Raw genomic sequence first — 24772 nt, forward strand, 5'->3', positions numbered from 1 at the left:
GCTCTATTCGAGATAGATCATTTTGCGCGTCATTCCGCCATCGATCACTAGATTTGTTCCCGTTACGAAGTCATTTCGAGGATCTGTCAGATACAGACAGGCTCTGGCAATGTCTTCGGGTTTGCCCACCCGCTGCGACGGATGCTGGTGATGATCCTCTGGCCGAAGCTTGGCGTAATCGCCTGTCTCGATCCAGCCGGGACTGATCGCGTTTACGCGTATCCGATCCTGCCCAAGCGAGACCGCCAGCGCATGCGTAAGCGAGAGAATCCCGCCTTTGGACGCGGCATACGCTTCCGAATTCGGCTCGGACATGGTCGCTCGCGTAGATGATATATTTACGATTGCTCCGCCGTTGCCGCCGGTTTTCATTACTTTGGCCGCTTCGCGAGCACAAACAAATGTACCGCGCAGGTTCGTATTAATGACGCGGTCCCATTCCTCGATCGTAAGATCATAGACCGATTTCCATATGCCGAAACCGGCATTGTTAATGAGCACATCAAGCCGTCCCACACGCCTCGCCAACTCCTCGAAGCAGGCTTCGATGGATGCGGGTTCACTTAAATCCAGCACGCGGCTTATTGGCCGATCAAATCCTTCTGCAATTATAAGCTCCTCAGTTCCTTCCAGCGACTCCTCATTCTTATCCACGATTATGACCGTTGCTGCTTCCCGCGCATAGGCAAGCGCCACATTTCTACCAATCCCATTCCCTGCGCCGGTGACGAGCACAACTTGGTTCTGAGCACTCAAACGGATCCACTCCAATTCTGTTCTTGTAATGCTACTGTATACGATAATTAGGTTGTGTTGTCAAACACACAATGCTCCTAAACCTAACAATAGGCTGTCCCAAAAAGCGCGGAAAGCGACTTTTTGGAGACAGCCTTCTTCGCGTGTCATAAACCTCACTTCATATATTTCTGCAGAAAGGTCAACGGAGAGTAAGAATTGTCGACTTCAGACAAACCATACAGCTCACTCCAATTGTAAATGACAAGGAAAGGTAACAGCCCGATTGCCAGAACAGCAATCAAGAAACCGAACAGCAACACCCGTAAAGCCTTCGTGGCATTCATTGCTTTTCATCTCCAATCGTGAAGTCGTATTAACCCGCTCCTTATTACCTTATGCCGCCCAATCGCGCAATCGGCACTTTTCTAAATAATTGGATGTTAATTCATGTTGTGGAAAATACTAAGCCTACTTAACTCAAGTGAATAAGAAGGAGAGATCATGATGGCAACGGATTCGAAACAGCCACAAGATGAATCCAGACGAAGGTTTCTAAAATACTCCGGTACCGCTCTGGGAGGAGTTGTCCTAGGTGGTGTAATCGGCGGATTAATCGGCTCCAACACGAAACAAACAACGAAGGACGAAGAGCCGGCAGCACCGGCACCGACATCCGAAACGAAGGACTACAATCAAGCGCTGATGTTCTTCTCTCAGGATCAGTTTCTGACTGCGGAAGCTGCGGCTGAACGGATTTTCCCGAAGGATGATCTTGGACCGGGAGCCAAGGAGTTAGGCGCCGCGTTCTTCATCGACCACCAAATGGCAAGTTCTTTCGGAACCAACTCGCGAGATTACATGTCGCCGCCGTTCTACAAAGCGGAAGCCTCGCAAGGCTATCAGCTTACCTTCAAGCGCAAGGAGCTGATGGCGCTTGGCCTCGATTCGCTCAATTTGCACAGCAACTCGAAGTACCAGAAGCAGTTCGTGGACATCACCCCTGAAGAACAAGATGAGGTTCTGACCGCATTTGAGAAGGATGACGTGCATTTGAAAGGGGTTCCGGCTTCAACCTTCTTCTCGATGTTTCAGAATCTGACGATTGAAGGCGTCTATTCGGATCCGCTCTACGGAGGCAATAAGAACATGCAAGGGTGGAAGATGAGAAATTATCCGGGCAACCAAATGAGCTATTCCAAGGAGATCGAGAAGGAAGTTTTCGTCAAAATGGAACCGCTTAGTCTGGCTGATCATCTCGATATAGGTTAGGAGTGATGGAATATGGCGACTAAACTTCCGAAAGTACCTGTCGTAATCGTCGGAATGGGCTGGGTTGGCGGCATTATCGCCGCGGAATTGTCGAAAGCCGGCATTCAAGTGGTCGGGCTGGAGAGAGGGAAGGGGCGAGGGACGCAGGATTATTTTCACGTCCACGATGAGCTTCGATACGCGGCTCGCTACGAGCTGATGCAGGACTTGTCCAAAGAAACGGTGACCTTCCGAAATACCTACAAAATGCGTGCATTACCGATGCGCACTTACGGATCTTTCCTGCTTGGAGACGGACTTGGCGGGGCAGGCGTGCACTGGAATGGCCAGTATTATCGGTTTCTGCCGTATGATTTTGAAATCTACAGCAAGACGGTTGAGCGATATGGGAAGAAGAAGATTCCCGTAGGGATGACGATCCGCGACTGGGGCATTACATACGATCAGTTAGAGCCGTATTACGTGATGTACGAGCAAATGTCAGGGATATCGGGGGAGAAAACGACACCTCCGAATGTCGGTGCGATGTCCAAGCCGTTTGCAACGGAACCGATGAAGAAAACACCGGGAATGAAGTTGTTTGAGGAAGCAGCCGGTAAGCTTGGCTACCATCCTTACGTTATTCCTTCGGCAAACTTGACGGAAGTTTATAAGAATCCGGACGGTATTGAACGCGCTGCCTGCCAATACTGCGGCTATTGTGAACGATTCGGCTGTGAATACGGAGCGAAGGCTGATCCTGTCGTCACCGTTCTTCCCGTCGCTCAGGCATCCGGAAAGTTCGAGCTTCGCACGCACTCGAATGTGACTTCAATCCTGCACAACGGTTCGAAGGCAACTGGTGTCACCTACATCAACACGCCAACCGGGGAAGAGTATATTCAGCCTGCGGATGTTGTGATTTTGGCCAGCTATGTGTTCTCGAATGTACGTTTGCTGCTTATGTCCAAGCTGGGTAAGCCGTACAATCCGGACACTGAAACAGGTGCAGTCGGCCGCAACTATGCGTATCAAGTCAATGGTGCGAGTACAAGCGCATTCTATGAAGACCGAGAATTCAATCTGGCGATGGGCGCAGGGGCGCTCGGCAGCAGCTTGGACGACTTTAACGGCGACAACTTCGATCACAGCGATTTGAAGTTTCTGCATGGGGCTAATATTCGGTTTACGCAAACAGGACTTCGACCGATTCAATATCAACCGGTTCCGGCCGGCTCTCCGAAATGGGGGGCAGAGTTCAAGAAGGCTACCATTCACAACGCCAACCGAATTCTATCGGTCACCGGTCAAGGGGCGAGCATGCCGAACCGCTATCACTTTCTCGATTTGGATCCGGAATATAAGGATGCGCTTGGACAGCCGCTGCTGCGCATGACGTTTGATTTTGAAGAACAAGACCGGGAGCTTGTTAAATTCATTGCGCAGAAGACAAAGGGAATCGCCGATGGCATGAGTGCCACCAAAGTGGAGATGCATGATGCGCTTAAGCAGTATAACATCGTTCCGTACCAATCCACTCATAATACGGGTGGGACGATCATGGGCAGTGATCCGAAGACATCGGTAGTGAACAACTATCTGCAAATGTGGGATGCCGAAAATGTGTTTATCTGCGGGGCTTCCAACTTCGCTCATAACAGCGGCTATAATCCGACGGCGACGGTTGGCGCTTTTGCTTATCGGGCTGCGGAAGGGGTCCAAACCTATCTTAAGAAAGGAGGACCTCTTGTGTGAGCAGCGGTAAAGGCCAGGCGAAGGAGCTGCTGGACCGTGATTTGATCGTTCACTTGTCGGAGCTGCGCAAACGTCTGATCTATGTCGGGTTATGGTTTCTGGTCGCTTTTGCAGCCGGGTTATTCGAATCACCGCGCATTATCCGGTTCATCAAGTCGCATCTGGGCGGCATTCAAGTGGAATGGAGCGTTTTTGCCTTATCGGATGGGCTCGTTGTATACATGAAATGTGCGCTTCTGATAGGGATTACGATCACGCTTCCGTTCCTGATGTATCATTTCTGGGCTTTTGCGAAACCCGGAATGACGGAATCCGAAGCCAGAGGCACGCTGATCTATGTTCCGATGTCTGTTCTGCTCTTCTTATTAGGCGGTTCGTTCGGGTATCTGGTCGCGCTGCCGATGATGATTCGGTTCATGATCAAGCTCAATCAATCCATGGGAGCCGCCGAAGTGTATGGCATTCAGCATTACATGTCGTTCCTGATCAGCTTCCTGCTGCCGATGGGCATCGCCTTTGAAATGCCGCTCGTGATGACCTTTCTAACTCGAATCGGACTGCTTACACCGGAGAAAATGAAACCCGTTCGCAAATATGCGTATGTCAGTTTAGCGGTGCTTGGTTCTCTGATTTCGCCGCCGGATTTCGTATCCCATCTGTCTGTCACGGTGCCGCTTATTCTTCTGTTTGAGATCAGCGCACTGGGCTGCTCGATCTACTACAGACGGAGGCTGAAGATTGCGATGCAGCCGGCACAGTAAAATAACTTAACAATTGGAGGTGCTCCTATGTTTAACAATATTGGTATATCGGGGCTGATCATTATTTTCGCCATTGCGTTAATCGTGTTTGGCCCTGCTAAGCTTCCGCAGCTTGGACGGGCGTTCGGAGATACGCTGCGCGAATTCCGCAATTCCACCAAAGGAATTGTCGACGATACCCCTGATGAGAAGACGAATATTATCGAGATCGAATCCAAGCGTTAACCTATAAGGAGGAAGCTACAATGAAACTACGATTACTGGTTATCACAGCAGTATTGGCGATGGCGGCGTTCGGTCTGGCAGGCTGCGGCGGGAAGGATAACGACAACACCGGGAATAACACGAATAACGGAGCAAATGCCGGGAATAACACGGGTACAAATACGGGGTCGAACAACAGCAGCGGCGGCAATTCGATTACGGTGAAAGCCTCCAATTTCAAATTTGATCAAGAGGAAATCCATGTGAAGCAGGGCGACAAAGTGAAAATCACTTTGCAGGACGAGGAAGGCGTGCATGGTTTTGCGATTGATGATTTCAACGTCGATATCCAAGAAAATAACGGGACTGCGGAGTTTACGGCTGATAAAGCCGGCGAGCATGCGTTTCATTGCTCGATTATGTGTGGTTCGGGACATGCGAAGATGGTCGGGAAGTTGATTGTAGATTAGTTCGTGATTTGCGAAGGAAGCTGCCGGGAACGGCAGCTTTTTTGGTTTTCCGCGCCGATCGTGGATTGACGATTTCAAGTTCGTTGGGATAACATTACGTTAACGTAAGTTATTTGGGAAGAGAAGGGAGAACGCCGAATTCCGCATGGAAGGAAACCTTAAATTTACGATGGAAGACATCACAGAGCGACTAGGCATTACAGCCAGAACGCTTCATTACTACGAGGAAATTGGGTTGCTTCCTACGGTAAGTCGAACGGAGGGCAGGCATCGGGTTTATGACGAAGAGATGGTGCTTCGCATTCAACACATTCTGAGATTGAAAGAAGTTCTTGGTGCATCGCTGCAAGAAATACGTGATATTCTGCAAGCGGAAGCTGACCTTGATCGCCTTCGAGCAACGTTCTATGGGGATTCGCTTACGGAGAACGAACGAGAGAATGTGCTGGATGAAGCGACGGACCGACTACGGGACATCATCCGTCACATTGAGGAACGGATGGAGAAACTGCAGCTGTTAAAGCAAGGGTTTGCAGAACGTCTCGATCGCGCGACTCGCTTGAAACATCGCTCTTCAGCTGCGTCGGCGGATTGAGTGAAAGGGGAGAACGAACGTGGATGCTTCGCGAAAATGGTGGATATTATCCGTAACAAGCCTTGGTTCCTTGCTGTCTGCACTTAACTTCAGCACACTTATTATTGCGCTGCCGGATCTGCTAACAGGCTTACAAGCTTCGCTGATGCAAGCCATGTGGGTGATGCTCTCGTATATGGTGGCTCAGACGGTTATGGTACTCATGGCCGGCTCACTTGCCGATCGGTTCGGGCGGAAACGGATTTATATTGCGGGGATGCTGCTGTTTACTGTTGTATCGCTGATCTCAGGGTTCGCCGAGCATGCGCCGCTGCTTATTGTGTTTCGGATCTTACAGGGCATCGGCGGCGCCATGGTTATGGCCAACAGCACGGCGATTGTCGCTGACGCTTTTCCGAAGGAAGAGCTGGGCAAAGCACTCGGCATTAACATTATGGTCATCGCGGTTGGTCAAATTATCGGTCCCGTTCTTGGCGGCTGGCTGACGACGGCTTTTGGCTGGGAGTGGACCTTCTGGTTTAACGTTCCATTCGGCGTCATCGGCGTCATCTGGGGACTGGCGGTCATGGGGATCAAGGATGATAAAATTGCCGCTCCTAAAGCAGGTGGATTGGACATCGGCGGGGTGGTTACGTATGTCGTTTCTATTACTGCCTTGTTGATTGCCTTGACATGGGGTCCGATTCAAAGCTGGACGTCGCCGGTCGTATGGATATCCGGACTATTCTTTATCGTACTTTTTCCCTTATTCCTGCGGTTCGAACGGAGACATCCAAACGCGCTGCTGCATTTGCCATTGTTCACGAACAAAATATTCTCCTTCGGCATCATATCCGCTACACTAAACGCCATTGCACGGATGGCCGTCATGTTCATGCTTATCTTCTACTTCCAAGGGGCACTGGAGAAGGATGCGCTGGTGGCCGGCATCATGACGATCCCGCTCGCGGCAGGCATGCTCGTCGTATCGCCGCTTGCAGGCAGTCTTGGCGACAAATATGGGGAAACGACGCCGGCCACCGTCGGCTTGTTCCTTAGCATTATCGGCTTGGCGGGACTTGCGCTTGATACGAATCTGGCAACGCCTTTCTGGCATTTAGCGCTTTATATGACAATCATTAGCATCGGCTCGGGGTTGTTTAATTCGCCGAATTCCAGCAGTATTATGAATGCGGCAGGCGCCAAATATCGCGGCGAAGCTTCCGGGATTCGCTCCCTCACGACGAACATGGGGATGATGCTCAGCATTGCGTTCTCGATGCCGATCGTCACGCATAGCATTCCACATGAAGCGATGCTTGCGATATTCTCGGGAACACAGGTAGGCATGAAGGGTGCAGAATCGTCGTTGAATGGATTTATCAGCGGTCTGCATGCCGTATTCTGGCTCATGGCGGCGCTGATGGCGCTCGCTGCGGTCATGTCTCATCTGCGCGCGAACAAACGAATTACTAATCATGGATAAGTAAGGAGACTTTCATTGAAATGCCGGATCGAACGATATTATTAAAGCTATGGGGTGTTTCGTTGTTATGGGGCGGCAACTATGTTGCCAGTGCCTACATGCTGCGGGAGTTTTCGCCAATATTTCTGTCCTTCGCAAGACTCGTCGTCATGTCGCTGTTCTTAATCAGTGTTGCTATGATTCGCCACTCCATGAGGAAGCCTAGTCGAAGAGAGATCGGCTTGCTGTTATTGGCTGGTATATCCGGTACGCTCATTAATCAGCTGTTTTATTTTACCGGACTGCAGCATTCCACGGCAGGTAACGCCGCCCTAATTATTGCGTTGTCGCCAATTGCTACGACATTGCTGTCGCGTATTTTCTTGAAAGAAGAGATTACGCTGGTGAAAGTAACCGGAGCGATCGTAGCGCTTGTCGGCGTCGTTTGCATCGTGCTCTACGGCGGTAAGGAGCTTGGTATTTCCAAAGGTGATGTTTACCTGCTGATGGCCATGCTCGGAATGTCCGTTAGTTTGCTGTTCATTCGTAAGCTGACTGTCTCCATGTCTTCGTATGAGGTGACGATTTATTCGACTGTCATTGGTACGATTCTGATGTCTCCGGCCGTTGGCGTTGAGGCTTGGAACGGCAACTTGCATGGCAGCCATCATTGGCTGGTATGGCTGCTCCTGGTAACAGTGGCTGTAATCGGCCAAGGTCTGGCTGGCTTCTGGTGGAACCAAGGCATCGCAGTTGTCGGACCATCGACTAGCGCCATGTTCATGAACATTCCGCCATTCGTCGCCATTATCGTGAGCTTCTTTGTCCTTGGTGATCCAATCAAAGCCGCACAGATTGCCGGGGGCATTCTGATCTTAGTCGGCGTTGCCATCACCAATATGAAACGCCGTCAACCACAGGTGATAGCCGCTGGCGTTGATGTGAACGGGTAGTTGGCAAACGCGGGGCAATGATGAAGCGGGTAGTTAAAAACTGATGTAGAGCTCAAAAGAATAGCACCGCAGACATGCGCCGATTGCAAGGCCATGTCTGTGGTGTTTTTAATGTGTTCTTGGTGCTGAGAGACGGATATTCCGACTCTCAGCATCTTTTTTAAGTGGTTTTCCGATTGAGAGTCGGGTTTTCCTACTCTCGAGGCACAGTATGGTGGTGGTTGGCGACTGCGGCGGGCGACTTTGGCAGAGTCCTTCGATTGTGTGCGTGAAAGGATTGACAGGAAACCAAATGGTTGTATATAATCGGAATCGTAAAGTGAAACCAAATGGTTTCGTATTAATCCGACAATCAAATAAAGCGAGGGAATTGGATGTTGTTTAGTGACATTAATTATTGGGCGGTATTCGTTACGGGTGTACTATCTTTGGCATTGGGATTTCTATGGATGGCGGTCATTTGGAAGAAGCCGTATCAGCGGGATATGTACCCGAACGTTACAACTCAGCCAAGCAACGCTGCTAAGATGCAGTCCTTTATTATCTATATTCTCGTTTCGTTCGTGACCTCGATCGCCTACGCAGTTTGCTTACAGCTGTGGCAAGCCGGCGGACAAGCTTTCGATTATGACGGTGATTCCTTTGCCGGTGCATTCTGGTTCACGATGCTGCTGGCGGCAGGCTATACTTTACCGTTCACCATCGGCAAGAAAGTATGGCAATTCAAGAGCTGGCTCGTTGTAGCTGTCGATACGTCCTATGAAGTCGTACGCTTTACAATGCTGCTGCTCATCTTCTGGTACTGGAATTAAACGCTTCACGTGACTATACCCGGTGAAAGAGCGGATAAGCTCGCACCGGGTATTTTTGTAATACAACGGTTTTCTATTGGAATAATTACACCATGAAAGGCATATCTGCCAATGCTCCGCATACGATTAGGCGAAGAATGCGAGGAGAGGGATGATGCTGACATGGCCGCGAACGAACAGCAGCTGTCGCAAATCGCAATGGCAAATTTGCCGAGTGGTGCGGAGCTGATGTTACTCAACCAGTCTGCCGCGAATGCGGCGGTTTGTGCAGCTGATTTAAACGGAGACCGATTGCCTGAGATTGCTGCAGTATACCGGCTTCGCAACCAGCTTCATTTGGTGGTGTTGCAGCAGAAGAACGGGGTATGGGAAAGAGCAGCCGATATCCAAGGGCATGGCCACGGTGTAGCGCAGTTGATGGCGATGCCGGTGCTGCGAGCAGGTCAGAACAATCTAATCGTAGGCTGGCAGATCAACGCACAGTGGTCGAAGCTGTCTGTTTATGAATGGAGCAAGCAAGGGTTTAGAGATGTCGCGCCGTCTGGCATGAGCTACAGTTATATGGAAGCCATGGATATGCCGGGCTACCAGGGTCAAGACGGGAAGGCAGAGCTTGCAATTTGGATGCAAAATAGCGGGGAATCCTTTCACATTGACGTCCTTCGTTGGCAGGAAGGAAGCTTTGTACCTGCGCATGATGTGTACAGCTATTATTTTCCACATGTCGTCAAGTACTATGAACGCCTCGTTTGGCGGTATCCGCAATATCCGCTGTATTGGTATCATCTCGCTGATGCCCAACATCGCTCCGGACGTGCAGAACCGGCGTTGGTGTCGGTGCATCAAGCACTCGCTTTCGCTCAACCGACTCGGGATACACTTCTTGAGCTGGAACAGTCGATCCGGGATGTGCTGGAGCCTGTAAGTGCATCTCGAGCCGTGGGATTATTTCCTGCGTCGCTGAAGACGGTTAAGGGCATGAGATGGGGCTACATCGACAATAGGGGCAGGATGGCGATAGACCCGAGGTTTGACGATGCCGGTGACTTTCAGGAGAACGGATTGGCAGTGGTCTCCGAGAAAGGAAAATATGGCATCATTAACGCATCCGCTCAGTTCATCGTCCCACCCATTTACGATTCAATTGGTACATTCTCAGAGCAGCGCGCCTCTGTAATCGACAGCCAAGGGTTTAAGCTGATCAACGAAAGCGGCACGGTGTTGACGAAGAAGGCCTATCCATTTATTGCAGATATGCATAACGGCAGAGCGGTATTCTATGACACGCTTCCCGGTGCTTCAGGTGAGAGTACGATCAAATATGGCTATCTGGACGCACAGGGCAATGTTGTGATTCCGGCTCAATTTGAGGAAGCCAATGATTTTCAAGGAAATAAGGCACTTGTCAAGGTAAAGGACAATGAATATGCCTTAATCGGTCTCGATGGCCGGCGGCTTCATACCTACAATTATGCGAGTGTCGGACCGCTCGGGGATGGTTTGCTATCCTTCCAGCGCGAGCTTGCGGGTAAAACGGGCTATATGGATGAGAGCGGGAATATCGTGATTCAGCCTACCTTTTATTCCGCATTCCCATTCGAGGATGGCCGCGCAATCGTTAACACCTCCGATGATTTCAGGTCGAATTACGGGGTCATTAATAAGCAAGGTGCATTTATCATAAAAGCAGCGTATAACGACATTCGAAGCTTAGGAAGCAGGCGGTTTGCAGTAGGTAATGCCATCGATCCCCAGCAGCCTTTTATCGGTTCGATTTATGCTATCGCAGATTGGGACGGTAAGCTGCTAACGGACTTCAAGTACAGTGATGTCGCTGATTTCAAGGATGGCTTGGCTTCCGCATCGGATGTGAAGCAGACCTTCTTTATCGATCTCACCGGCCAACCGGCTGCAGGTTATCCGCGCGTTAACGGCAGCGGTACGCTTACTCTGGAAGAAGGCGGATTGATCAAGGCTTACGTGGATCAGCGGCTCTCCTATCTGGATCGCACCGGTCGAATCGTCTGGAAGCAAAATACGATTATTCCTCTGAAGGAGCCTTACTTCGTCAAGGAAGAGAAGTATAAACCGAATCGAGATTATCTGGTTTATTATCCGCAGGTGGAAGGGATAGCTGACCAAGCCGCGCAGAACAAGGTTAATGCGAAGCTGCGGGAGCTATCTCAAGTAAAGCCGATTCCGGAGAATCAGAAGCTGGATTATTCGTACTCCGGCGATTTCGATGTCTCCTTCTACAAGCAGCAGCTGCTTCAGCTTGAGCTGACCGGCTATAATTTCCCGTTCGGAGCCGCGCACGGGATGCCAACTAAGAAATTCGCCATTATCGATCTCACGACCGGCCAAATGTTCGCGCTCAAGGATTTGTTTAAGCCCGGCAGCAACTATGTGTTGGAGCTTAGCGAGATTATTGGCAAACAAATCAAGGAAGATCCGCAATATTCGTACGTGTTTCCGAATACCTATAACGGCATTCGTCCGGATCAGCCGTTCTTCGTCTCCGAGAACGCCCTCCATATTTATTTTGAACCCTATGAAATTGCGCCGTATGCGGCGGGATTCCCAACGTTCACGATTCCTTTTGCCCAGATCAGATCGATTCTCGACACGAACGGAGCGTTCTGGAAGTCGTTTCATTGATCGAGTTGATGCATGCTGGAAGAGTCGCGATTTCTTCGCGGCTTTTTCTTTTGTGTAGAAGGAGGTTGGATCTGTAAAATGGAATGTATAGAGTTCGCTTAAAGGTTAGTACGGTGAGTAGAGATAGATCGAATAGGATTGGTGATCAGGGATGAAGGATGACGTGTTGCAAGCGAAAGAGTGTCCCATTTGCCAGAAGCGGAATCACTGTGAAGGAAGCGAAACCTGCTGGTGCAGCAGCGTTGTGTTTCCTAGTGGGATATTTAAGCTAGTGCCAGCTGACCAGCTGAATAAATCATGTATTTGTTTGGATTGCTTGAACGAGTTTAAGAAGGCGAATGAGGAAATAGAGAAATAGTCGTTGGGAGCCTACTAGGCCATTATCAAATTGGAGGGGACTATAGCTTATGTTTCCAGAGATAACGAAGCATCCGGACTATTTAAGGCCGCAATCGTTCGCTTGGTGTAAGGAACTGGCAGCAAGGACAGGTAAATATGAGTTTACTTGGAACAGCGTAGTTGATGGCGTGTCAGGGGAAGCTGTGCTGACGGAGAAGCTTGCTGCAGTTATTGGCGGAAAAGTGCTCGATGTTGGATGTGGACACGGCGAATACACCAATCGTTGGGCAGCTGGTGTTGAAGAGATTGTAGGTTTGGATGTAACGGCGGGATTTCTGGATACGGCGAATCTCCATCGGAAACCGAATGTCCGTTATGTTCAAAGTGATACGCATCATTCATTGCCATTTGCAGATGATGCGTTTGATGTGGCTTACACGAAGAAAGGACCGAGCAGCTGGTATAAAGAGGGGAACAGAGTCGTTCGTCCCGGCGGTAAAGTAATCCTCTACCATCCGGGTGATGGAAATGGAGAGGGCGGAGAGCTTGGATTGTGTTTTCCGGGAATCTTTCCGACGCCGACGGTGGGTACGCCGATCTTGGATCGCGTGATGGAACGGCTGGAAGCGAGCGGGCTTGCCGTCATTCATATGGATCGGATTAGAGAGACGGTTTGGATTCCATCTGCCGAAGATGTGCTGAACATGCTGTGTTTCGGCCAGCGGGACAGCTACTCGAAGTATGTGCGGGAAACTTGCTATGCGGATATAGCTTCGCAATTCGATAAGCATGCCGCTGTGCAGGGAATCCGCACGACCGGATTTTATTATTTGATTGAGGCTGTTGCTTCTGGTTAGAGGGGCGACGTTAGGGGAGTAGTTGAGAGTTCGGGGCGGCTGGCTGGCTTACCCGGCGGCTGCCGATGACCGAATGTATCAAGCGCTTTCACTTGTTTTTCGTGCAAATTCCGACATATGCACCCGAAGATAGGTTGCTGTGCGCCAATGCTGATCACGCTGCGCATATAGCTCCCCGACGATGTTGGCTACAATATCCAGTCTATTTTTCCGGAATCAGAATGAGATACAGCTTTACAGCCATACTAATTCAGGGCTCTCCGAGCACTCATGCACGAAACTGCCGGTGCGACAGTTCAATCTGAACCCTAGTTTCAATGTCGTATCTGAGAGAAACGTCAGGATTTCATCCGACAATATCTTGCAATGTGTTGCATCAATCGGAAGATAAGTTTAGTATTTCTGAATCAATAGTGATATTTTAGAAAAGATACTAGCAGTCTACTCTATCGACATCCATTACGTGAGGTGAATCATTGTGAAAGTTAGTCAACATGAAATCGACACTCTAACGCTAAGTGAAGAGAATATTCAACTTGCCGAAAACCTGATCCGCGTTAACGGATATGTAATCCTTGAAGGCGTCCTGCCGAAGGAGAAAGTCGCCGAACTTAAGAAAGCGTTCACAGACGCGATGAACTGGTTCATCGATAAACACGGTAAAGAGATTTATTTGAATAAAACGGGCTTCAACGAAGGCACGAATCACTTGGGTATTTTCCTTCCGTTCGAAGCGCCATTCAACGATTCCTTGGTTATCGAGCATCCTTTTGCGATTTCCATCATGGATCGTATTCTTGGCAAAGATTACTCGGTTACGCTGTTCTCCTCGAACACATCGCTGCCTGGCGGTCAGAAATCGCAGCCTGTTCACCCGGATTACGGCGCTCGTTTCGGCGATTTGTGCACGACGCACCTGCCGATTACGGATCTTGTGTTCAACATTCCGCTCGTCGATGTTCACGACGGCAATGGCCCAATGGAAATTTGGCCGGGCGGTACGCATTTGCTGCCGGATAACTACTACGGTCCAAACGGCCCGGATCCCGAGAAATTGGCACCGCATATGCATTCGATGAAAGTCCATATGCCTGCAGGCTCCATCCTGCTTCGCGATGTACGTATGTGGCACCGTGGAACACCTAACCGCGGTAACGAAATTCGTCCGAACCTTGCTCTTATCTACAGTGCAAGCCATCGCGATAACCGCGTTCAAATTCCGCAAGAAACGTACGAGCAAATGTCGGATCGCGCCAAGCACCTATTCCGCTGGCAGAAGATCGGCTTCCCGGCTATCGAGCCAACTCACGAATAATTTGAAGAAGGACTACAGAATCGTTATGATTTGTGTAGTCCTTTTTTTAATTCCAACAAAGGGGGAGATCAAGATGAAAGCTGCACAAATTTACAATGAAGTAACGACATCGGACAAGCTAATCGCAATTACATTCGATGATGGACCGAATCCGGAATGGACGCCGCAATTTATACAAGTATTCAAGGAGCATGGTGCGAAAGCAACCTTCTACGTACAAGGGACGAATATGGAGAAATATCCAGATGTCGCGAAACGAATGGACGCGGAAGGGCATGAGTTCGGCAATCACAGCTACACTCATCCGCATATGGCAAGTTTGAGCAAAGAGGAGCAGTCGGAGGAGCTTCGTCGCGCCGAACAAATCATTATCGACGTGATTGGCAAACGTCCGACCACGTTTCGGCCACCTTATCTGGAATACAATGACGACCTTATCGCCGTATGCGAGCATTTCAGGTATCCCATCATTCATGCGACGAATCTCGATACCCGTGACTGGGACATGCCGGGAACGGATCACATCGTGAATGTTTCACGCGCTGAGATTCGAGAGGGAAGTATTCTCTTGTTCCATGACGGATTCGGAGATCGGTCGCAATCGCTTGCGGCCATTCAAATCCTGGTACCGGAGTTAATTGAACAAGGGTACAAGCTTGTTACGATTAGCGAACTACTAGCTGCAGAGATCAAATAACCATCCCTCACTCCGCTTCGCGAATACGCCGAACGAAGCTTTCCGCTGCAACGGAGAGCTTCTTATCACGCCTCACTGCAAACCCAATCTCCCGAGTCGGAAGAGACACATCCAACTTGAGCTCGAGCAACCTCCCGCTGCGCAGCTCCTCCTCTACAAAAGACCGGCTGATCAATGCCGCCCCATAGTTCAAACTTGCGAATTCCGCCAATAAATCAACGCTGCCCAGTTCAATATCCGGCCGCACCGTTACCCCTTTTGCGGCAAACCATTGATCCACAAAGTTACGTGTACTGCTGCCGGGTGAGAGCAAGATCAAAGGCAGCTCAGCCAGCTCTTGAATGGAAAGTGTCCGCTCGGCCAGTTCCTTATAATCCTCTCCGACAACAAAACAATCCTCGATCGTTGCCATCGTATGAATCAGCAGCTGTGGATTCTGTATGGGCAAATGCAGCATCGCGCAATCAATCTCACCATCCAGCAGGCGCCGAGTGATGTCGGGCGTTTTGCCATGAGAGAGACGGATTCGAATGCCCGGATGCTCCCGGTGAAAGGTATTCAGATGCGGAAGCAGCAGATGTTTGATGAGTGAATCGCTCGCACCGATCCGGATTTCACCGGCATGTAACTGCTTCAGATTGCGCAGATGCTTCTGCGCGGAATCCAGCATCGAGAAGGATTGCTCGACATAGTCGAGCAGGGCCTGACCTTCGGCCGTGAGCTCGACGCCTTTGGATAATCGGTGAAAGAGCTGCACGCCAATCGCTTCCTCCATCTGCTTGATGGCATAGCTAATTGATGGCTGCGTGACATGCAGCTCTTGTGCGGCTTTCGTTAAATTTCGGTGACGCGCCGTATGCAGAAAGATCCGATACCACTCTAAATTGATCATTTTGACATAAACCACCTTTATGACAACAATCGAATATTCCGATTTCATTTATTCCAAGTATCTCATTATAATCGGGATAGATCAATTACTCCTAAAGAGGTGGACGGAAATGGTAACGATACATCCGGATTTAGAAGCGCGTTCTCCGTGGTCGGCGAATAACGATCGACTTGAGGTAAGAATCAGTCCTCCGAAGTCAGCGGTTGAAGGTACGATTCGAGTGCCTGGTAGTAAAAGCCTCACCAACAGAGCGCTTATTATAGCAGCGCTTGCCCAAGGGAAATCCGAGCTGCACGGCATTCTGAAGAGTGACGACTCGTATTGGTGCATCGATTCGTTAAAGAAACTTGGCGTAGCTGCGGCCGTTCAGCAAGAGACGGCTTCCATTGAAGGCTGCGGCGGAGAATGGCCGAATTCATCAGCGAATTTATATGTCGGCGCTGCTGGAACGGTGGCAAGATTCTTGCCCGGCGCGCTTGCGGTCGGTCATGGCAAGTGGACAGTGAGCGGCAGCAAGCGGATGAGTGAGCGACCGCAAGCTCCTTTGCTTGCTTCATTAACCAAGCTCGGTGCGAAATTCGAATACACGATGGCCGAACATAGTCTTCCCTACATGCTGGACGCATCCGGTCTGAATGGCGGCGAGGTTACGATTCCCGGCAACACATCCAGTCAATTTCTAAGCGGGTTGTTAATCGCTGCCCCCTACGCGAAGGAACAGCTAACGATACGCATTGATGGAGAAGTTGTTCAGAGAGACTACGTTCAGATGACACTGGATATGATGGCTGACTTCGGTATTGAAGCTGATGTGGCAGCGGATGGTCAATCCATCACGGTTCCTCAAGGAAATTATGAAGGAAGAACCTATCAGCTGGAGCCGGATGTCTCCACTTGCTGTTATTTCTGGGCTATTGCAGCACTGACCGGAGGCCGAGTTCGGACTGAAGGCATCCATGCAGCGAGAACAAGTCAGCCTGATATCGAGATGCTGCAGATTTTGGAGCAGATGGGATGCACGGTTACACATGGTGAGAATTACGTTGAGGTGCAAGGAACGGATCAGCTTAAAGGCGGGTTCACGCTAAGCATGAAGAAATGGTCGGATCAGACTCTTACGGTTGCGGCGATGGCAGTGTTCGCAGATGGTCCTATTACGTTAAAAGATGCTGCGCATATCAGGCATCATGAATGCGATCGTATCGCAGCGATTTGTGCAGAGCTAACTAAGCTGGGAATCCGGGTAGAAGAGCATCAGGATGGTTTAACGGTTTATCCGGGCATGCCGGTGCCGACGTTGGTAGATTCCCATGACGATCATCGGATGGCCATGGCGCTCTCACTTATTGGTCTGCGGGTTCACGACATCCGAATTTCCGATCCCGGCTGTGTCTCCAAGACTTGTCCGGGGTATTTCGAGCAGCTGGCCGGACTTGGTATCCAAGTCGACTATTAATAGAGGGAGGCCAATCTAATGGCAGGCAATACATTCGGTGAACGGTTCAAAATCACTACCTACGGAGAATCGCACGGCGCTTCAGTTGGCGTCATTGTGGATGGCGTTACGCCAGGCGTTGAAATCGATGAAGCTTATATTCAGAAGCAGATGGATCGGCGTAAACCGGGACAATCTTCCGTGACTTCGCCTCGCAAGGAATACGATATCGTTCATATTGAGTCCGGTGTGTTCGAGGGCCGAACAACAGGGACACCGCTCTTCATCATTTTGCATAATCACGATATGAAGCCGGAGGCGTATGGCTCGATTCAGCATGCTTTTCGCCCCGGACATGCGGACTTTACGTATTTGCAGAAATACGGCATTCGCGATCATCGCGGCAGCGGGCGTGCTTCAGGCAGAGAAACAGCGGCCCGTGTAGCCGGAGGTGCAATTGCACGCAAATTGCTTGAGCGACGCGGTGTTGACGTCATTGCATACTCACGCGAAATCGGCGGCATTAAATGCAAAACCTTCGATGAAACCATCATCGAGCAAAATGCGGTTCGTGCCTGCGACCCAGAAGCTGCGAAGGCAATGATTCGCAAAATCGAACATTTAGCTTCCGTTGGCGATAGCTGCGGCGGAATCGTGGAATGCCGCATTCGCGGGGTGATGCCCGGTCTTGGCGAACCCGTCTTCGACAAATTGGATGCCGAGCTGGCAAAGGCGATGCTGTCCATCGGCGCGATTAAAGGGATTGAATTTGGCGCAGGCTTCGAAGCGGCTGTGATGCTGGGCAGCGAGCATAATGACGGCATGAACAGCGGCGGTTTTACAAGCAATCATGCAGGTGGCATTGTGGGCGGAATCAGCAACGGACAAGACATCGTGTTTCGGGTCAGCGTCAAACCGACATCATCGATATCCGTTCCTCAGCAGACGATTAACGTGGACGGCGAGGAACAAGAGATTCAAACGATCGGTCGACATGATCCTTGTATTTGCCCGAGAATCGTTCCGGTTGTAGAAGCAATGGCTTGCCTTGTTGTGGAGGATATGTATAAGCGACAAGCGGCTATGCTTGGCTGAGAATTAATGGTAAGATACGCCTGAGAACGAGGGAGGCGAGCAACCATGATATCCTACGTGTGGGAAGGCAGTAAGGTCAGACTGAGGCCATTGGAATTCGGCGATTGGGAGGACTATCATCAGAATGACCGCGATTCTGAAGGTGCTCGGCTTAGCGATATGATTCATTTTCCAAGAACCGAAGAGGGTACGAAGGCATGGGCGGAGGAGAAGGTCGACCATCCGGTGGAAGGCGACAATATATGGCTCTCCATTGAGACACTTGATGGAGTGCTGGTCGGAAGTCTGTGTACGAGCAATTGTGACCAGCGAAATGGCACCTTCAAGTACGGCATTGCGATCTTCCGCGAGCATTGGCGTCAAGGCTATGCGTCGGAGGCGGTTAGGCTGATTCTTGGTTATTATTTCGAGGAGCTGCGCTATAACAAGGCTAATGCCCATGTTTATGCATTCAATAACGGTTCCGTTGCGCTGCAAGAGCATCTGGGCTTTAAACAAGAAGGCCGCCTGCGTGACATGATCTTCACGAAAGGCAAACATCACGATGAATATATCTACGGGCTCACGAAGAGCGAGTATGAGGCATGGCTGCAGGAGAAATCAACGATGTAATAATGCATCGTTGATTTTTTTTATTGACTTGTCATCCTTACCCATATGATAATCGAGTCACTGCTGGTAATTATTAGAATTTGTAGTAGTCATTAGTCTTTTCAGAGGAGAAAAGAGGGATGGTATGGCTGTCATTCAAGTGGAAAATTTGCGCAAAGAGTTCAAGCGCAACAAGAGCAGAGAAGGGTTATGGAACAATGTCAAAGGGCTTGTCTATCGCGAGTATGAAACCAAGACGGCCGTTGATGACATTTCGTTCACGATCGATAAAGGGGAAATTGTGGGATATATCGGCCCAAACGGGGCGGGCAAATCCACCTCGATCAAAATGCTCGTCGGAATTCTCGTACCAACAAGCGGTCGGGTTATCGTAAATGGCATTGAGCCTTACAAGAATCGTGAGCTGAACGCGATGCGCATTGGTGCCGTCTTCGGTCAGAAAACGCAGCTATGGTGGGATACGCCCGTCATCGATTCACTCAAGCTGATGCGATACATGTACGATATTCCACTCGCCAGATTCAACGAGAATATGGAGCGCTTCACGGATATTCTTGGTTTGGAGGAGTTCAAGCATGTAGCCGTAAGGCAGCTCAGTCTTGGACAGCGAATGCGGGCGGACTTATGCGCTGCACTGCTGCATGACCCGGATATTATCTATCTGGATGAGCCAACCATCGGACTGGATGTGGTGGTCAAGGAGAAGATCCGTAACTTTATCCTCGAAATCAACCGTGATCGCGGAACGACAGTTATACTCACGACCCATGATATGTCCGATATTGAGAAGCTTTGCAGCCGCGTCATGGTTATTGATCAAGGCAAGCTGATGTATGACGGGAACCTGGAACAATTGAAGAACGACTTTGGCACCGGCGAACAGATGGTTGTGGAAACGGATCGGATATTCGAGTCCTCTCAAGAGCTGAGCGAGCTCGGCGTGACGAGCGTCAGTGTTGACGGTAAGAAGACGCAGCTGGTCTATGACAAGAAGCTAATCAACTCCTCGATGCTGATCAAATGGATTATGGACAGGTACGAAGTGAAAGACTTTGTCGTCAAGGAAACAGACATCGAAGAGATCATTCGTACGATGTATGTCGAGCGGCTTCCGCTTGAGGCTGCTGCGGATCGGGAGCGTGTTTTCGTATGAGACTCGCCCTCTATCGGGAATTGACGCTGAATTCACTTCGTCAAAATATGGCTTATCGGATGGAAGTATTCATGTTTCTGTTTGGCCAGCTGATTAAGGTTTTCGTGCAGGTTTACATCTGGTATGCCGTATTTGCCGGACATGCGCAGGTGGATTCCGGTGCAGGCAGCATCTCTGTAAAGGAGATGGTCACCTATGTAGTCATCAGCTCGTTCATCTCCGTATTCGCAACGAATAATGTCATCTTCTGGGTCGGGAGAAAAGTAAGGAACGGCGAAATTGCGATGGAGCTGCTGAAACCGGTGAATTTTCGCTTCGTCGCATTCTTTCATTCGCTTGGACAGAACGTATACCGCGTACTCTTCGAACTCATTCCGCTCCTATTGATTAGCTTGTATTTCTTTCGATTAGAGCTGCCGACCGGCTGGAATGCGGTGGCTTTCGCAATTATGCTCTTCAATGCCTTTCTACTCAACTTCCTCATCAACTACATCATCGGTTTAATTGCGTTCTGGTATGTCCTCGTCTGGCAAATTAATGTGCTGCTAAGCGGGCTGATTCGCTTGTTCTCCGGAGCCTTCATCCCAATCTGGTTCTTCTCCGGAACGTTGACGACAATTTCCTATTGTCTGCCGTTTCGGTTGATTTACTATGATCCAATCTCCGTTTATTTAGGCAAAACGAGCGGGTTAATGGACGTTGGCTTCGTTATTTTGCAGCAGGTGGGCTGGATCGTCGCGTTGCTTCTTCTGGAACGGCGGATGTGGGCAAGTGCGGTGAAAAAACTGGTCGTGCAGGGAGGCTGAACATGCGGTTTCTGAAATTATATGCCCGTTTTATCCCGATCTATTTCAAAAGCAAATCGGAGTACGGCATCATGTTTTACTTGGATTTCCTCGGATTCGCAATGGGACATATCGTCAATTTCTTGATCATCTGGGTCATGCTCGACCGATTCAACACGATTAATGGCTGGGGAATGTACGAGGTCATGCTGATTTACACGATGAATATGTTTACGTTCGGCTTAGCTTCGATTTTCTTCTCGTTCCAGATGTGGGAAGTAGAAGACATGGTCGCACAAGGCACATTCGATGTCATGCTCGTCAAACCGGTTAACCCGTTCGTCCATATGATTATACGGACATTCGGGCATTTCTACTTAGGCGATGTGATCATCGGGATTACGATGTTCATCGTGTGCTTCAACCATCTGAATGTACATATGGGATTCACCGAATTGCTCATCCTTGCTGTCGTTCTGCTCGGGGCAACCCTTGTGCAAGCGGCTTTCATCGTAATTACCGGCTCGATGTGCTTCTGGTTCACTCGTTCCGGTGCATTGATGGACATGGTTGTGCACGGGATTCGTTCGTTTATGGATTATCCCATATCAATCTACAACAAGTTTATTCGCATTCTCGTTACCTTTGTCGTTCCCTATGCTTTCGTCAACTTCTATCCGTCACAGCTGATCTTGAACAAGACGGGGGAGACACTGTTCTCGCCGATGCTGCCTTATGTCGCACCGGTTGTCGGACTTGCGCTGTTCGTGCTCGCCTACGCAGTTTGGAACAGGGGACTTAATAAGTATCAGGGGACAGGAAGTTAACTGTTGTTCTCAAGGCTGCCTTTGGCAGTCTCTTTTTATGTGATAAATAATACTTATTACAAGTATAGAATAATGAAGGTTCTGTTTATCTATTTGGGATGCTACACTCTAACTGAGCGATTATTGTTGGAGGTGGACGAATGGAGATTTCGAGCATATCCGAGAGCTTCAGAAGATTTGCCGAGAAAGAATGCAAAGGGTCAAGCAGCTTGTATGAGCAGCTTTCAGGCCGAATAGCGGGAGACGATGACCTGCTTCGCATGGCCTCTGCCAGTAGAGAAGGGCAGCCAATCCCGAACCTCTACCTAGGTGCGGTACATTATATGCTTCTAAGCGGCATTGAGCATGACTTGAAGGATTATTATGCGAGTATTGTGCCGAATCCGAAGGACGCCGCAGCAGCTTTTGAACCTTTCAAGGCATTCTGCCTGCTCTACCGAGATGAACTTGTTCAATTGCTGACTACGAAGCTGGTTCAGACGAATGAGGTTCGCCGCTGTGCGTATCTGTATCCGGCGTTCTGCCTCATCCACCATCTATCGAACAAACCGCTTGCATTAATCGAGATCGGAACGAGCGCCGGACTGCAGTTGTTCTGGGATAAGTATAGGTATTCCTATAGTCATGTCGATGGGTATTATGGCAATCCGCAATCCCAATTCACCTTGACCGCTTCTCTGCGCGGACCGAATCTTCCATTCCTCTACTCGGATAGTCCTCCGGTGGCGTCCAGGATCGGCATTGATCTCCATGTAAATCAACTCCATCAGTCGGAGGATCGAATGTGGATGAAGGCTTTAATTTGGCCGGAGCATCGTGAGCGTATGAACCATTTTGAAGAGGCGGCAAGTTATTTTGATCATCAAGCTGTTCAACTTATTGAAGGCAACGCCTTGGCATGTTTGGATTCGGCGGCAGTGACGACCTCTGAGGATCATGCCTTGTGCATCTTTCATACGCATGTGGCTAATCAACTCCGTCACTCAGATAAACACCAATTAGTTGAACAAATCCGAATATTGGGGGAGACAAGAGAGGTCTATCACCTCTACAATAATATGTGGGATCTTGATTTGCATCTCGATACCTATAGGGATGGCCGGTTTCAGAGTATGCGGCTAGCCGAAACGGATGGGCATGCCAGGTGGTTGAGTTGGAAACGCTAGTTTAGAGATGGTCATGACCACGTTTAGCCGTATTAAGAAATAAGGATGTGACTAGGGTGTTCACGGAGAGCGAATATTTCGATGAGCAATTCAAGGATATCAAGTTTAGCAAAGTGGAAGTCGTCGCGGTCCATTTCTACGATTGCACGTTTACGAATTGTGAGTTTAGCGAAACCGTATTCGATGAATGCAAATTTACCGGATGCACGTTTATCCGCTGCGATTTGAACCTCATGAAGGTTGCTGACAGCAAGTTCTCTCAGGTTCATTTCATGCAATCGAAGCTAGTCGGGATCAATTGGTCGGAAGCGGAATGGCCGCGAATCGCAGTGCCGAGCCTGCTCAAATTCGAAGATTGTACGTTAAATCACTCGACCTTCATCGGTGTCGCATTGCCGCAATCGTCGTTCACGAATTGTTCTGTCAAGGATGTTGATTTCCGCGAAGCGGATCTGTCGAAAGCAAATTTAAGAGGCTCGGATTTCACGGAAAGTATGTTCGGTGACACCAATTTATCCGGAGCAGACCTCTCCCACGCGCTTAATTATCAGATCGATCCTAGCCAGAATCGAATCCGCCAAGCGAAATTTATGCTGCCCGAGGCGCTTAACCTCTTGTATTGCATGGATATTGTGCTCGCTGAAGAGTAATTGACGAAGTCGCGATGAATCGCGGCTTTTTTGTTATGTATAAATATGGATATGAAAATGGCCGGTCGCCTGTTATATTGGAGAAAGCGCTTCAATTATGGTAGGCAAATCAGTAATGGGAGGCTTGAACAGAGATGAACATGGTGCTGACTGATTCACAGATTGAGCAATTTATGGAGCTGGGTTGGGTCAAAGTGGAGGAAGCATTCCCGAGAACGTTGGCGCTGGAATGCCAAGACTTCCTGTGGGAGCAGCTAAGACGATATGAGATCGATCGAGACAACCGAGATACGTGGAATACGCCTATATTGTTCATGAAAGAAAACTTTCGAAGCGAAGCATTTGATCGATGCAACACGGACCGGCTTGGTGATGCTATTGAGGATCTGATTGGAGAGGATCGCTGGACGCAGAAGGTATTGTGGTACGGCGACGAGGACCGGAATTATCCGAGCTGGGGCTGGTGGCCGGTTAATTTCAATCTTGGTGCGAACGAAGAGTGGGATGTTCCGGCAACCGGCTGGCACTGGGACGGGTCTCATTTTCGCCATTTCGTCGACGCCCGTGAGCAGGGTTTGCTGTGTTTGTGCATCTTCTCGGAGATCGGGCCGCATGGCGGGGGAACGTTAATTGCAGAAGGCTCTCATCAAGTTGTCGCCCGTTACTTAGCCACGAAGCCGGAGGGAATGGATCCGCATGAAGCGATTGCAGAGTGTAATGTCTGGCATCCCTGGCTGGCCGCGCTAACAGGAAACGCAGATGATTCTTTCTTGCCCGGAGCGAATCGTGTTGAGAGGTTTATGACGAACGGCTTTACCGACGAGCACGGCACTTTACTTCGGGTAAAGGAGACGACTATGTCGCCGGGCGACGTTATCTTATGCCATCCTTTTCTCTATCATACCCCCTCGCAAAACCATAGCGGCGTGACCCGTTTCATGTGCAATCGAACGACGCCTCTCAAAGAGCGGATGAACTTCGATCGTAGCGACGGCAGTGCGTATTCGCCGCTTGAGATGAGCATTAAACGTGCGCTCAAGCTGTAGGCCGGAGGTAGCAAAGTTCTCGTAGAAATAGTAATTGCTTCCAACCACGATCTCATATACGATGAAGATACTTGTTATTTCCGAAAGGAGTGAGCGGCATGAAACGCCGGGCTACGACCACTACTGCAACAATTATTAAGGTGAGCGTGAACTGAATAGGTGGGCAGACACAGTGAGTCTGCCGTGAAGAAGGATGTTTCTGTACTATATTTCTGTATCGGGATAGGTTTGTTTGCGTATGCAAGCAAACCCTAATGATCAGAAT

26 protein-coding genes are annotated in these 24772 nt (G+C 49.7%); 23 read left to right on the forward strand and 3 right to left on the reverse strand.

The genetic code is table 11. The annotated features are described in order from the left end of the window. Nucleotides 1–3: 3 nt before the first annotated feature. Both AC0YNS_RS04255 and AC0YNS_RS04260 read right to left on the reverse strand, forming a co-directional pair. Nucleotides 4–756 carry an SDR family NAD(P)-dependent oxidoreductase gene (locus AC0YNS_RS04255; protein ID WP_475779765.1) on the reverse strand — a complete coding sequence of 251 codons (753 nt, stop codon included), beginning with the start codon at nucleotides 754–756 and terminating at the stop codon, nucleotides 4–6. Between the two features lie 155 nt (nucleotides 757–911). After that, the gene (locus AC0YNS_RS04260; protein WP_475779766.1) at nucleotides 912–1082 is read right to left on the reverse strand and encodes a hypothetical protein; all 171 of its coding nucleotides are present in this window, start codon (nucleotides 1080–1082) and stop codon (nucleotides 912–914) included. Nucleotides 1083–1239: 157 nt separating this feature from the next. On the opposite strand from AC0YNS_RS04260, the gene AC0YNS_RS04265 reads away from it, so the two are divergent. The 14 genes from AC0YNS_RS04265 (at nucleotide 1240) to AC0YNS_RS04330 (ending at nucleotide 14846) form a co-directional block, all read left to right on the forward strand. After that, nucleotides 1240–2007: a gluconate 2-dehydrogenase subunit 3 family protein gene (locus AC0YNS_RS04265; RefSeq protein WP_475779767.1), complete on the forward strand. Its 768-nt coding sequence runs from the start codon at nucleotides 1240–1242 to the stop codon at nucleotides 2005–2007. A 12-nt stretch (nucleotides 2008–2019) separates the two neighbouring features. Further along, the gene (locus AC0YNS_RS04270; RefSeq protein ID WP_475779768.1) at nucleotides 2020–3741 is read left to right on the forward strand and encodes a GMC family oxidoreductase; all 1722 of its coding nucleotides are present in this window, start codon (nucleotides 2020–2022) and stop codon (nucleotides 3739–3741) included. Then, nucleotides 3738–4502: a twin-arginine translocase subunit TatC gene (tatC, locus tag AC0YNS_RS04275; protein ID WP_256208267.1), complete on the forward strand. Its 765-nt coding sequence runs from the start codon at nucleotides 3738–3740 to the stop codon at nucleotides 4500–4502. Before AC0YNS_RS04270 ends, tatC begins: the two co-directional genes overlap by 4 nt. A gap of 27 nt (nucleotides 4503–4529) precedes the next feature. Further along, entirely contained in the window at nucleotides 4530–4727 is a 198-nt protein-coding gene (gene tatA, locus AC0YNS_RS04280) for a twin-arginine translocase TatA/TatE family subunit (protein ID WP_090975971.1), read from the forward strand. A gap of 20 nt (nucleotides 4728–4747) precedes the next feature. Further along, nucleotides 4748–5176, forward strand: a complete 429-nt coding sequence (locus AC0YNS_RS04285; protein WP_475779769.1) for a cupredoxin domain-containing protein — start codon at nucleotides 4748–4750, stop codon at nucleotides 5174–5176. Between the two features lie 145 nt (nucleotides 5177–5321). After that, nucleotides 5322–5771 (forward strand): MerR family transcriptional regulator, encoded by a 450-nt coding sequence (locus tag AC0YNS_RS04290; protein ID WP_475779770.1) that lies wholly within the window; start codon nucleotides 5322–5324, stop codon nucleotides 5769–5771. Nucleotides 5772–5790: 19 nt separating this feature from the next. Further along, on the forward strand, nucleotides 5791–7236 hold the full coding sequence (locus AC0YNS_RS04295; protein WP_475779771.1) for an MFS transporter: 1446 nt from the start codon (nucleotides 5791–5793) through the stop codon (nucleotides 7234–7236). 20 nt (nucleotides 7237–7256) lie between these two features. After that, nucleotides 7257–8168, forward strand: a complete 912-nt coding sequence (locus tag AC0YNS_RS04300; RefSeq protein WP_475779772.1) for a DMT family transporter — start codon at nucleotides 7257–7259, stop codon at nucleotides 8166–8168. 374 nt (nucleotides 8169–8542) lie between these two features. Continuing rightward, nucleotides 8543–8980, forward strand: coding sequence for a DUF1761 domain-containing protein (locus AC0YNS_RS04305; RefSeq protein ID WP_475779773.1), 438 nt, complete (start codon nucleotides 8543–8545; stop codon nucleotides 8978–8980). A 162-nt stretch (nucleotides 8981–9142) separates the two neighbouring features. After that, complete coding sequence (locus AC0YNS_RS04310; protein ID WP_475779774.1) at nucleotides 9143–11638, forward strand: WG repeat-containing protein; 2496 nt, start codon at nucleotides 9143–9145, stop codon at nucleotides 11636–11638. Between the two features lie 151 nt (nucleotides 11639–11789). Further along, nucleotides 11790–11996, forward strand: a complete 207-nt coding sequence (locus AC0YNS_RS04315; RefSeq protein WP_475779775.1) for a cysteine-rich CWC family protein — start codon at nucleotides 11790–11792, stop codon at nucleotides 11994–11996. Nucleotides 11997–12045: 49 nt separating this feature from the next. Then, nucleotides 12046–12834 (forward strand): class I SAM-dependent methyltransferase, encoded by a 789-nt coding sequence (locus AC0YNS_RS04320; RefSeq protein ID WP_475779776.1) that lies wholly within the window; start codon nucleotides 12046–12048, stop codon nucleotides 12832–12834. A gap of 478 nt (nucleotides 12835–13312) precedes the next feature. After that, complete coding sequence (locus tag AC0YNS_RS04325) at nucleotides 13313–14149, forward strand: phytanoyl-CoA dioxygenase family protein (RefSeq protein WP_475779777.1); 837 nt, start codon at nucleotides 13313–13315, stop codon at nucleotides 14147–14149. A 73-nt stretch (nucleotides 14150–14222) separates the two neighbouring features. Then, on the forward strand, nucleotides 14223–14846 hold the full coding sequence (locus AC0YNS_RS04330; RefSeq protein WP_475779778.1) for a polysaccharide deacetylase family protein: 624 nt from the start codon (nucleotides 14223–14225) through the stop codon (nucleotides 14844–14846). A 7-nt stretch (nucleotides 14847–14853) separates the two neighbouring features. Here the strand turns inward: AC0YNS_RS04330 and AC0YNS_RS04335 are convergent, their stop codons facing one another. After that, nucleotides 14854–15738 carry a LysR family transcriptional regulator gene (locus AC0YNS_RS04335; RefSeq protein WP_475779779.1) on the reverse strand — a complete coding sequence of 295 codons (885 nt, stop codon included), beginning with the start codon at nucleotides 15736–15738 and terminating at the stop codon, nucleotides 14854–14856. A 109-nt stretch (nucleotides 15739–15847) separates the two neighbouring features. Between AC0YNS_RS04335 and aroA the strand changes: the two genes are divergently transcribed. The 9 genes from aroA to AC0YNS_RS04380 all read left to right on the forward strand — a co-directional run bounded on the left by aroA (nucleotide 15848) and on the right by AC0YNS_RS04380 (nucleotide 24507). Continuing rightward, on the forward strand, nucleotides 15848–17194 hold the full coding sequence (gene aroA / locus AC0YNS_RS04340; RefSeq protein ID WP_475779780.1) for a 3-phosphoshikimate 1-carboxyvinyltransferase: 1347 nt from the start codon (nucleotides 15848–15850) through the stop codon (nucleotides 17192–17194). Nucleotides 17195–17212: 18 nt separating this feature from the next. Beyond that, on the forward strand, nucleotides 17213–18268 hold the full coding sequence (gene aroC / locus AC0YNS_RS04345; protein WP_475779781.1) for a chorismate synthase: 1056 nt from the start codon (nucleotides 17213–17215) through the stop codon (nucleotides 18266–18268). A gap of 45 nt (nucleotides 18269–18313) precedes the next feature. Continuing rightward, the gene (locus tag AC0YNS_RS04350; protein ID WP_475779782.1) at nucleotides 18314–18880 is read left to right on the forward strand and encodes a GNAT family N-acetyltransferase; all 567 of its coding nucleotides are present in this window, start codon (nucleotides 18314–18316) and stop codon (nucleotides 18878–18880) included. A gap of 124 nt (nucleotides 18881–19004) precedes the next feature. Further along, nucleotides 19005–20033, forward strand: coding sequence for an ABC transporter ATP-binding protein (locus AC0YNS_RS04355; protein ID WP_475779783.1), 1029 nt, complete (start codon nucleotides 19005–19007; stop codon nucleotides 20031–20033). Beyond that, on the forward strand, nucleotides 20030–20839 hold the full coding sequence (locus AC0YNS_RS04360) for an ABC transporter permease (RefSeq protein ID WP_475779784.1): 810 nt from the start codon (nucleotides 20030–20032) through the stop codon (nucleotides 20837–20839). The genes AC0YNS_RS04355 and AC0YNS_RS04360 overlap by 4 nt, the downstream gene beginning before the upstream one ends. A 2-nt stretch (nucleotides 20840–20841) precedes the next feature. Continuing rightward, a complete protein-coding gene (locus AC0YNS_RS04365) occupies nucleotides 20842–21645 on the forward strand; it encodes an ABC transporter permease (RefSeq protein ID WP_475779785.1) in 804 nt (267 codons plus the stop codon). Between the two features lie 140 nt (nucleotides 21646–21785). Beyond that, the gene (locus AC0YNS_RS04370; RefSeq protein WP_475779786.1) at nucleotides 21786–22811 is read left to right on the forward strand and encodes a DUF2332 domain-containing protein; all 1026 of its coding nucleotides are present in this window, start codon (nucleotides 21786–21788) and stop codon (nucleotides 22809–22811) included. Between the two features lie 56 nt (nucleotides 22812–22867). Then, on the forward strand, nucleotides 22868–23461 hold the full coding sequence (locus AC0YNS_RS04375; protein ID WP_475779787.1) for a pentapeptide repeat-containing protein: 594 nt from the start codon (nucleotides 22868–22870) through the stop codon (nucleotides 23459–23461). A gap of 134 nt (nucleotides 23462–23595) precedes the next feature. Further along, entirely contained in the window at nucleotides 23596–24507 is a 912-nt protein-coding gene (locus tag AC0YNS_RS04380; protein ID WP_475779788.1) for a phytanoyl-CoA dioxygenase family protein, read from the forward strand. The last annotated feature ends 265 nt before the right edge of the window (nucleotides 24508–24772 follow it).

It is taken from the genome of Paenibacillus sp. J22FR21, from assembly GCF_056269135.1.

Coding starts and splice junctions, on each gene's coding strand:
- AC0YNS_RS04260 (WP_475779766.1), bottom strand. CDS start 1,082: ATGAATGCCACGAAGGCTTTACGGGTGTTGCTGTTCGGTTTCTTGATT.
- AC0YNS_RS04265 (WP_475779767.1), top strand. CDS start 1,240: ATGATGGCAACGGATTCGAAACAGCCACAAGATGAATCCAGACGAAGG.
- AC0YNS_RS04270 (WP_475779768.1), top strand. CDS start 2,020: ATGGCGACTAAACTTCCGAAAGTACCTGTCGTAATCGTCGGAATGGGC.
- tatA (WP_090975971.1), top strand. CDS start 4,530: ATGTTTAACAATATTGGTATATCGGGGCTGATCATTATTTTCGCCATT.
- AC0YNS_RS04285 (WP_475779769.1), top strand. CDS start 4,748: ATGAAACTACGATTACTGGTTATCACAGCAGTATTGGCGATGGCGGCG.
- AC0YNS_RS04290 (WP_475779770.1), top strand. CDS start 5,322: ATGGAAGGAAACCTTAAATTTACGATGGAAGACATCACAGAGCGACTA.
- AC0YNS_RS04300 (WP_475779772.1), top strand. CDS start 7,257: ATGCCGGATCGAACGATATTATTAAAGCTATGGGGTGTTTCGTTGTTA.
- AC0YNS_RS04305 (WP_475779773.1), top strand. CDS start 8,543: ATGTTGTTTAGTGACATTAATTATTGGGCGGTATTCGTTACGGGTGTA.
- AC0YNS_RS04310 (WP_475779774.1), top strand. CDS start 9,143: ATGGCCGCGAACGAACAGCAGCTGTCGCAAATCGCAATGGCAAATTTG.
- AC0YNS_RS04315 (WP_475779775.1), top strand. CDS start 11,790: ATGAAGGATGACGTGTTGCAAGCGAAAGAGTGTCCCATTTGCCAGAAG.
- AC0YNS_RS04320 (WP_475779776.1), top strand. CDS start 12,046: ATGTTTCCAGAGATAACGAAGCATCCGGACTATTTAAGGCCGCAATCG.
- AC0YNS_RS04330 (WP_475779778.1), top strand. CDS start 14,223: ATGAAAGCTGCACAAATTTACAATGAAGTAACGACATCGGACAAGCTA.
- AC0YNS_RS04335 (WP_475779779.1), bottom strand. CDS start 15,738: ATGATCAATTTAGAGTGGTATCGGATCTTTCTGCATACGGCGCGTCAC.
- aroA (WP_475779780.1), top strand. CDS start 15,848: ATGGTAACGATACATCCGGATTTAGAAGCGCGTTCTCCGTGGTCGGCG.
- aroC (WP_475779781.1), top strand. CDS start 17,213: ATGGCAGGCAATACATTCGGTGAACGGTTCAAAATCACTACCTACGGA.
- AC0YNS_RS04350 (WP_475779782.1), top strand. CDS start 18,314: ATGATATCCTACGTGTGGGAAGGCAGTAAGGTCAGACTGAGGCCATTG.
- AC0YNS_RS04355 (WP_475779783.1), top strand. CDS start 19,005: ATGGCTGTCATTCAAGTGGAAAATTTGCGCAAAGAGTTCAAGCGCAAC.
- AC0YNS_RS04360 (WP_475779784.1), top strand. CDS start 20,030: ATGAGACTCGCCCTCTATCGGGAATTGACGCTGAATTCACTTCGTCAA.
- AC0YNS_RS04365 (WP_475779785.1), top strand. CDS start 20,842: ATGCGGTTTCTGAAATTATATGCCCGTTTTATCCCGATCTATTTCAAA.
- AC0YNS_RS04370 (WP_475779786.1), top strand. CDS start 21,786: ATGGAGATTTCGAGCATATCCGAGAGCTTCAGAAGATTTGCCGAGAAA.
- AC0YNS_RS04380 (WP_475779788.1), top strand. CDS start 23,596: ATGAACATGGTGCTGACTGATTCACAGATTGAGCAATTTATGGAGCTG.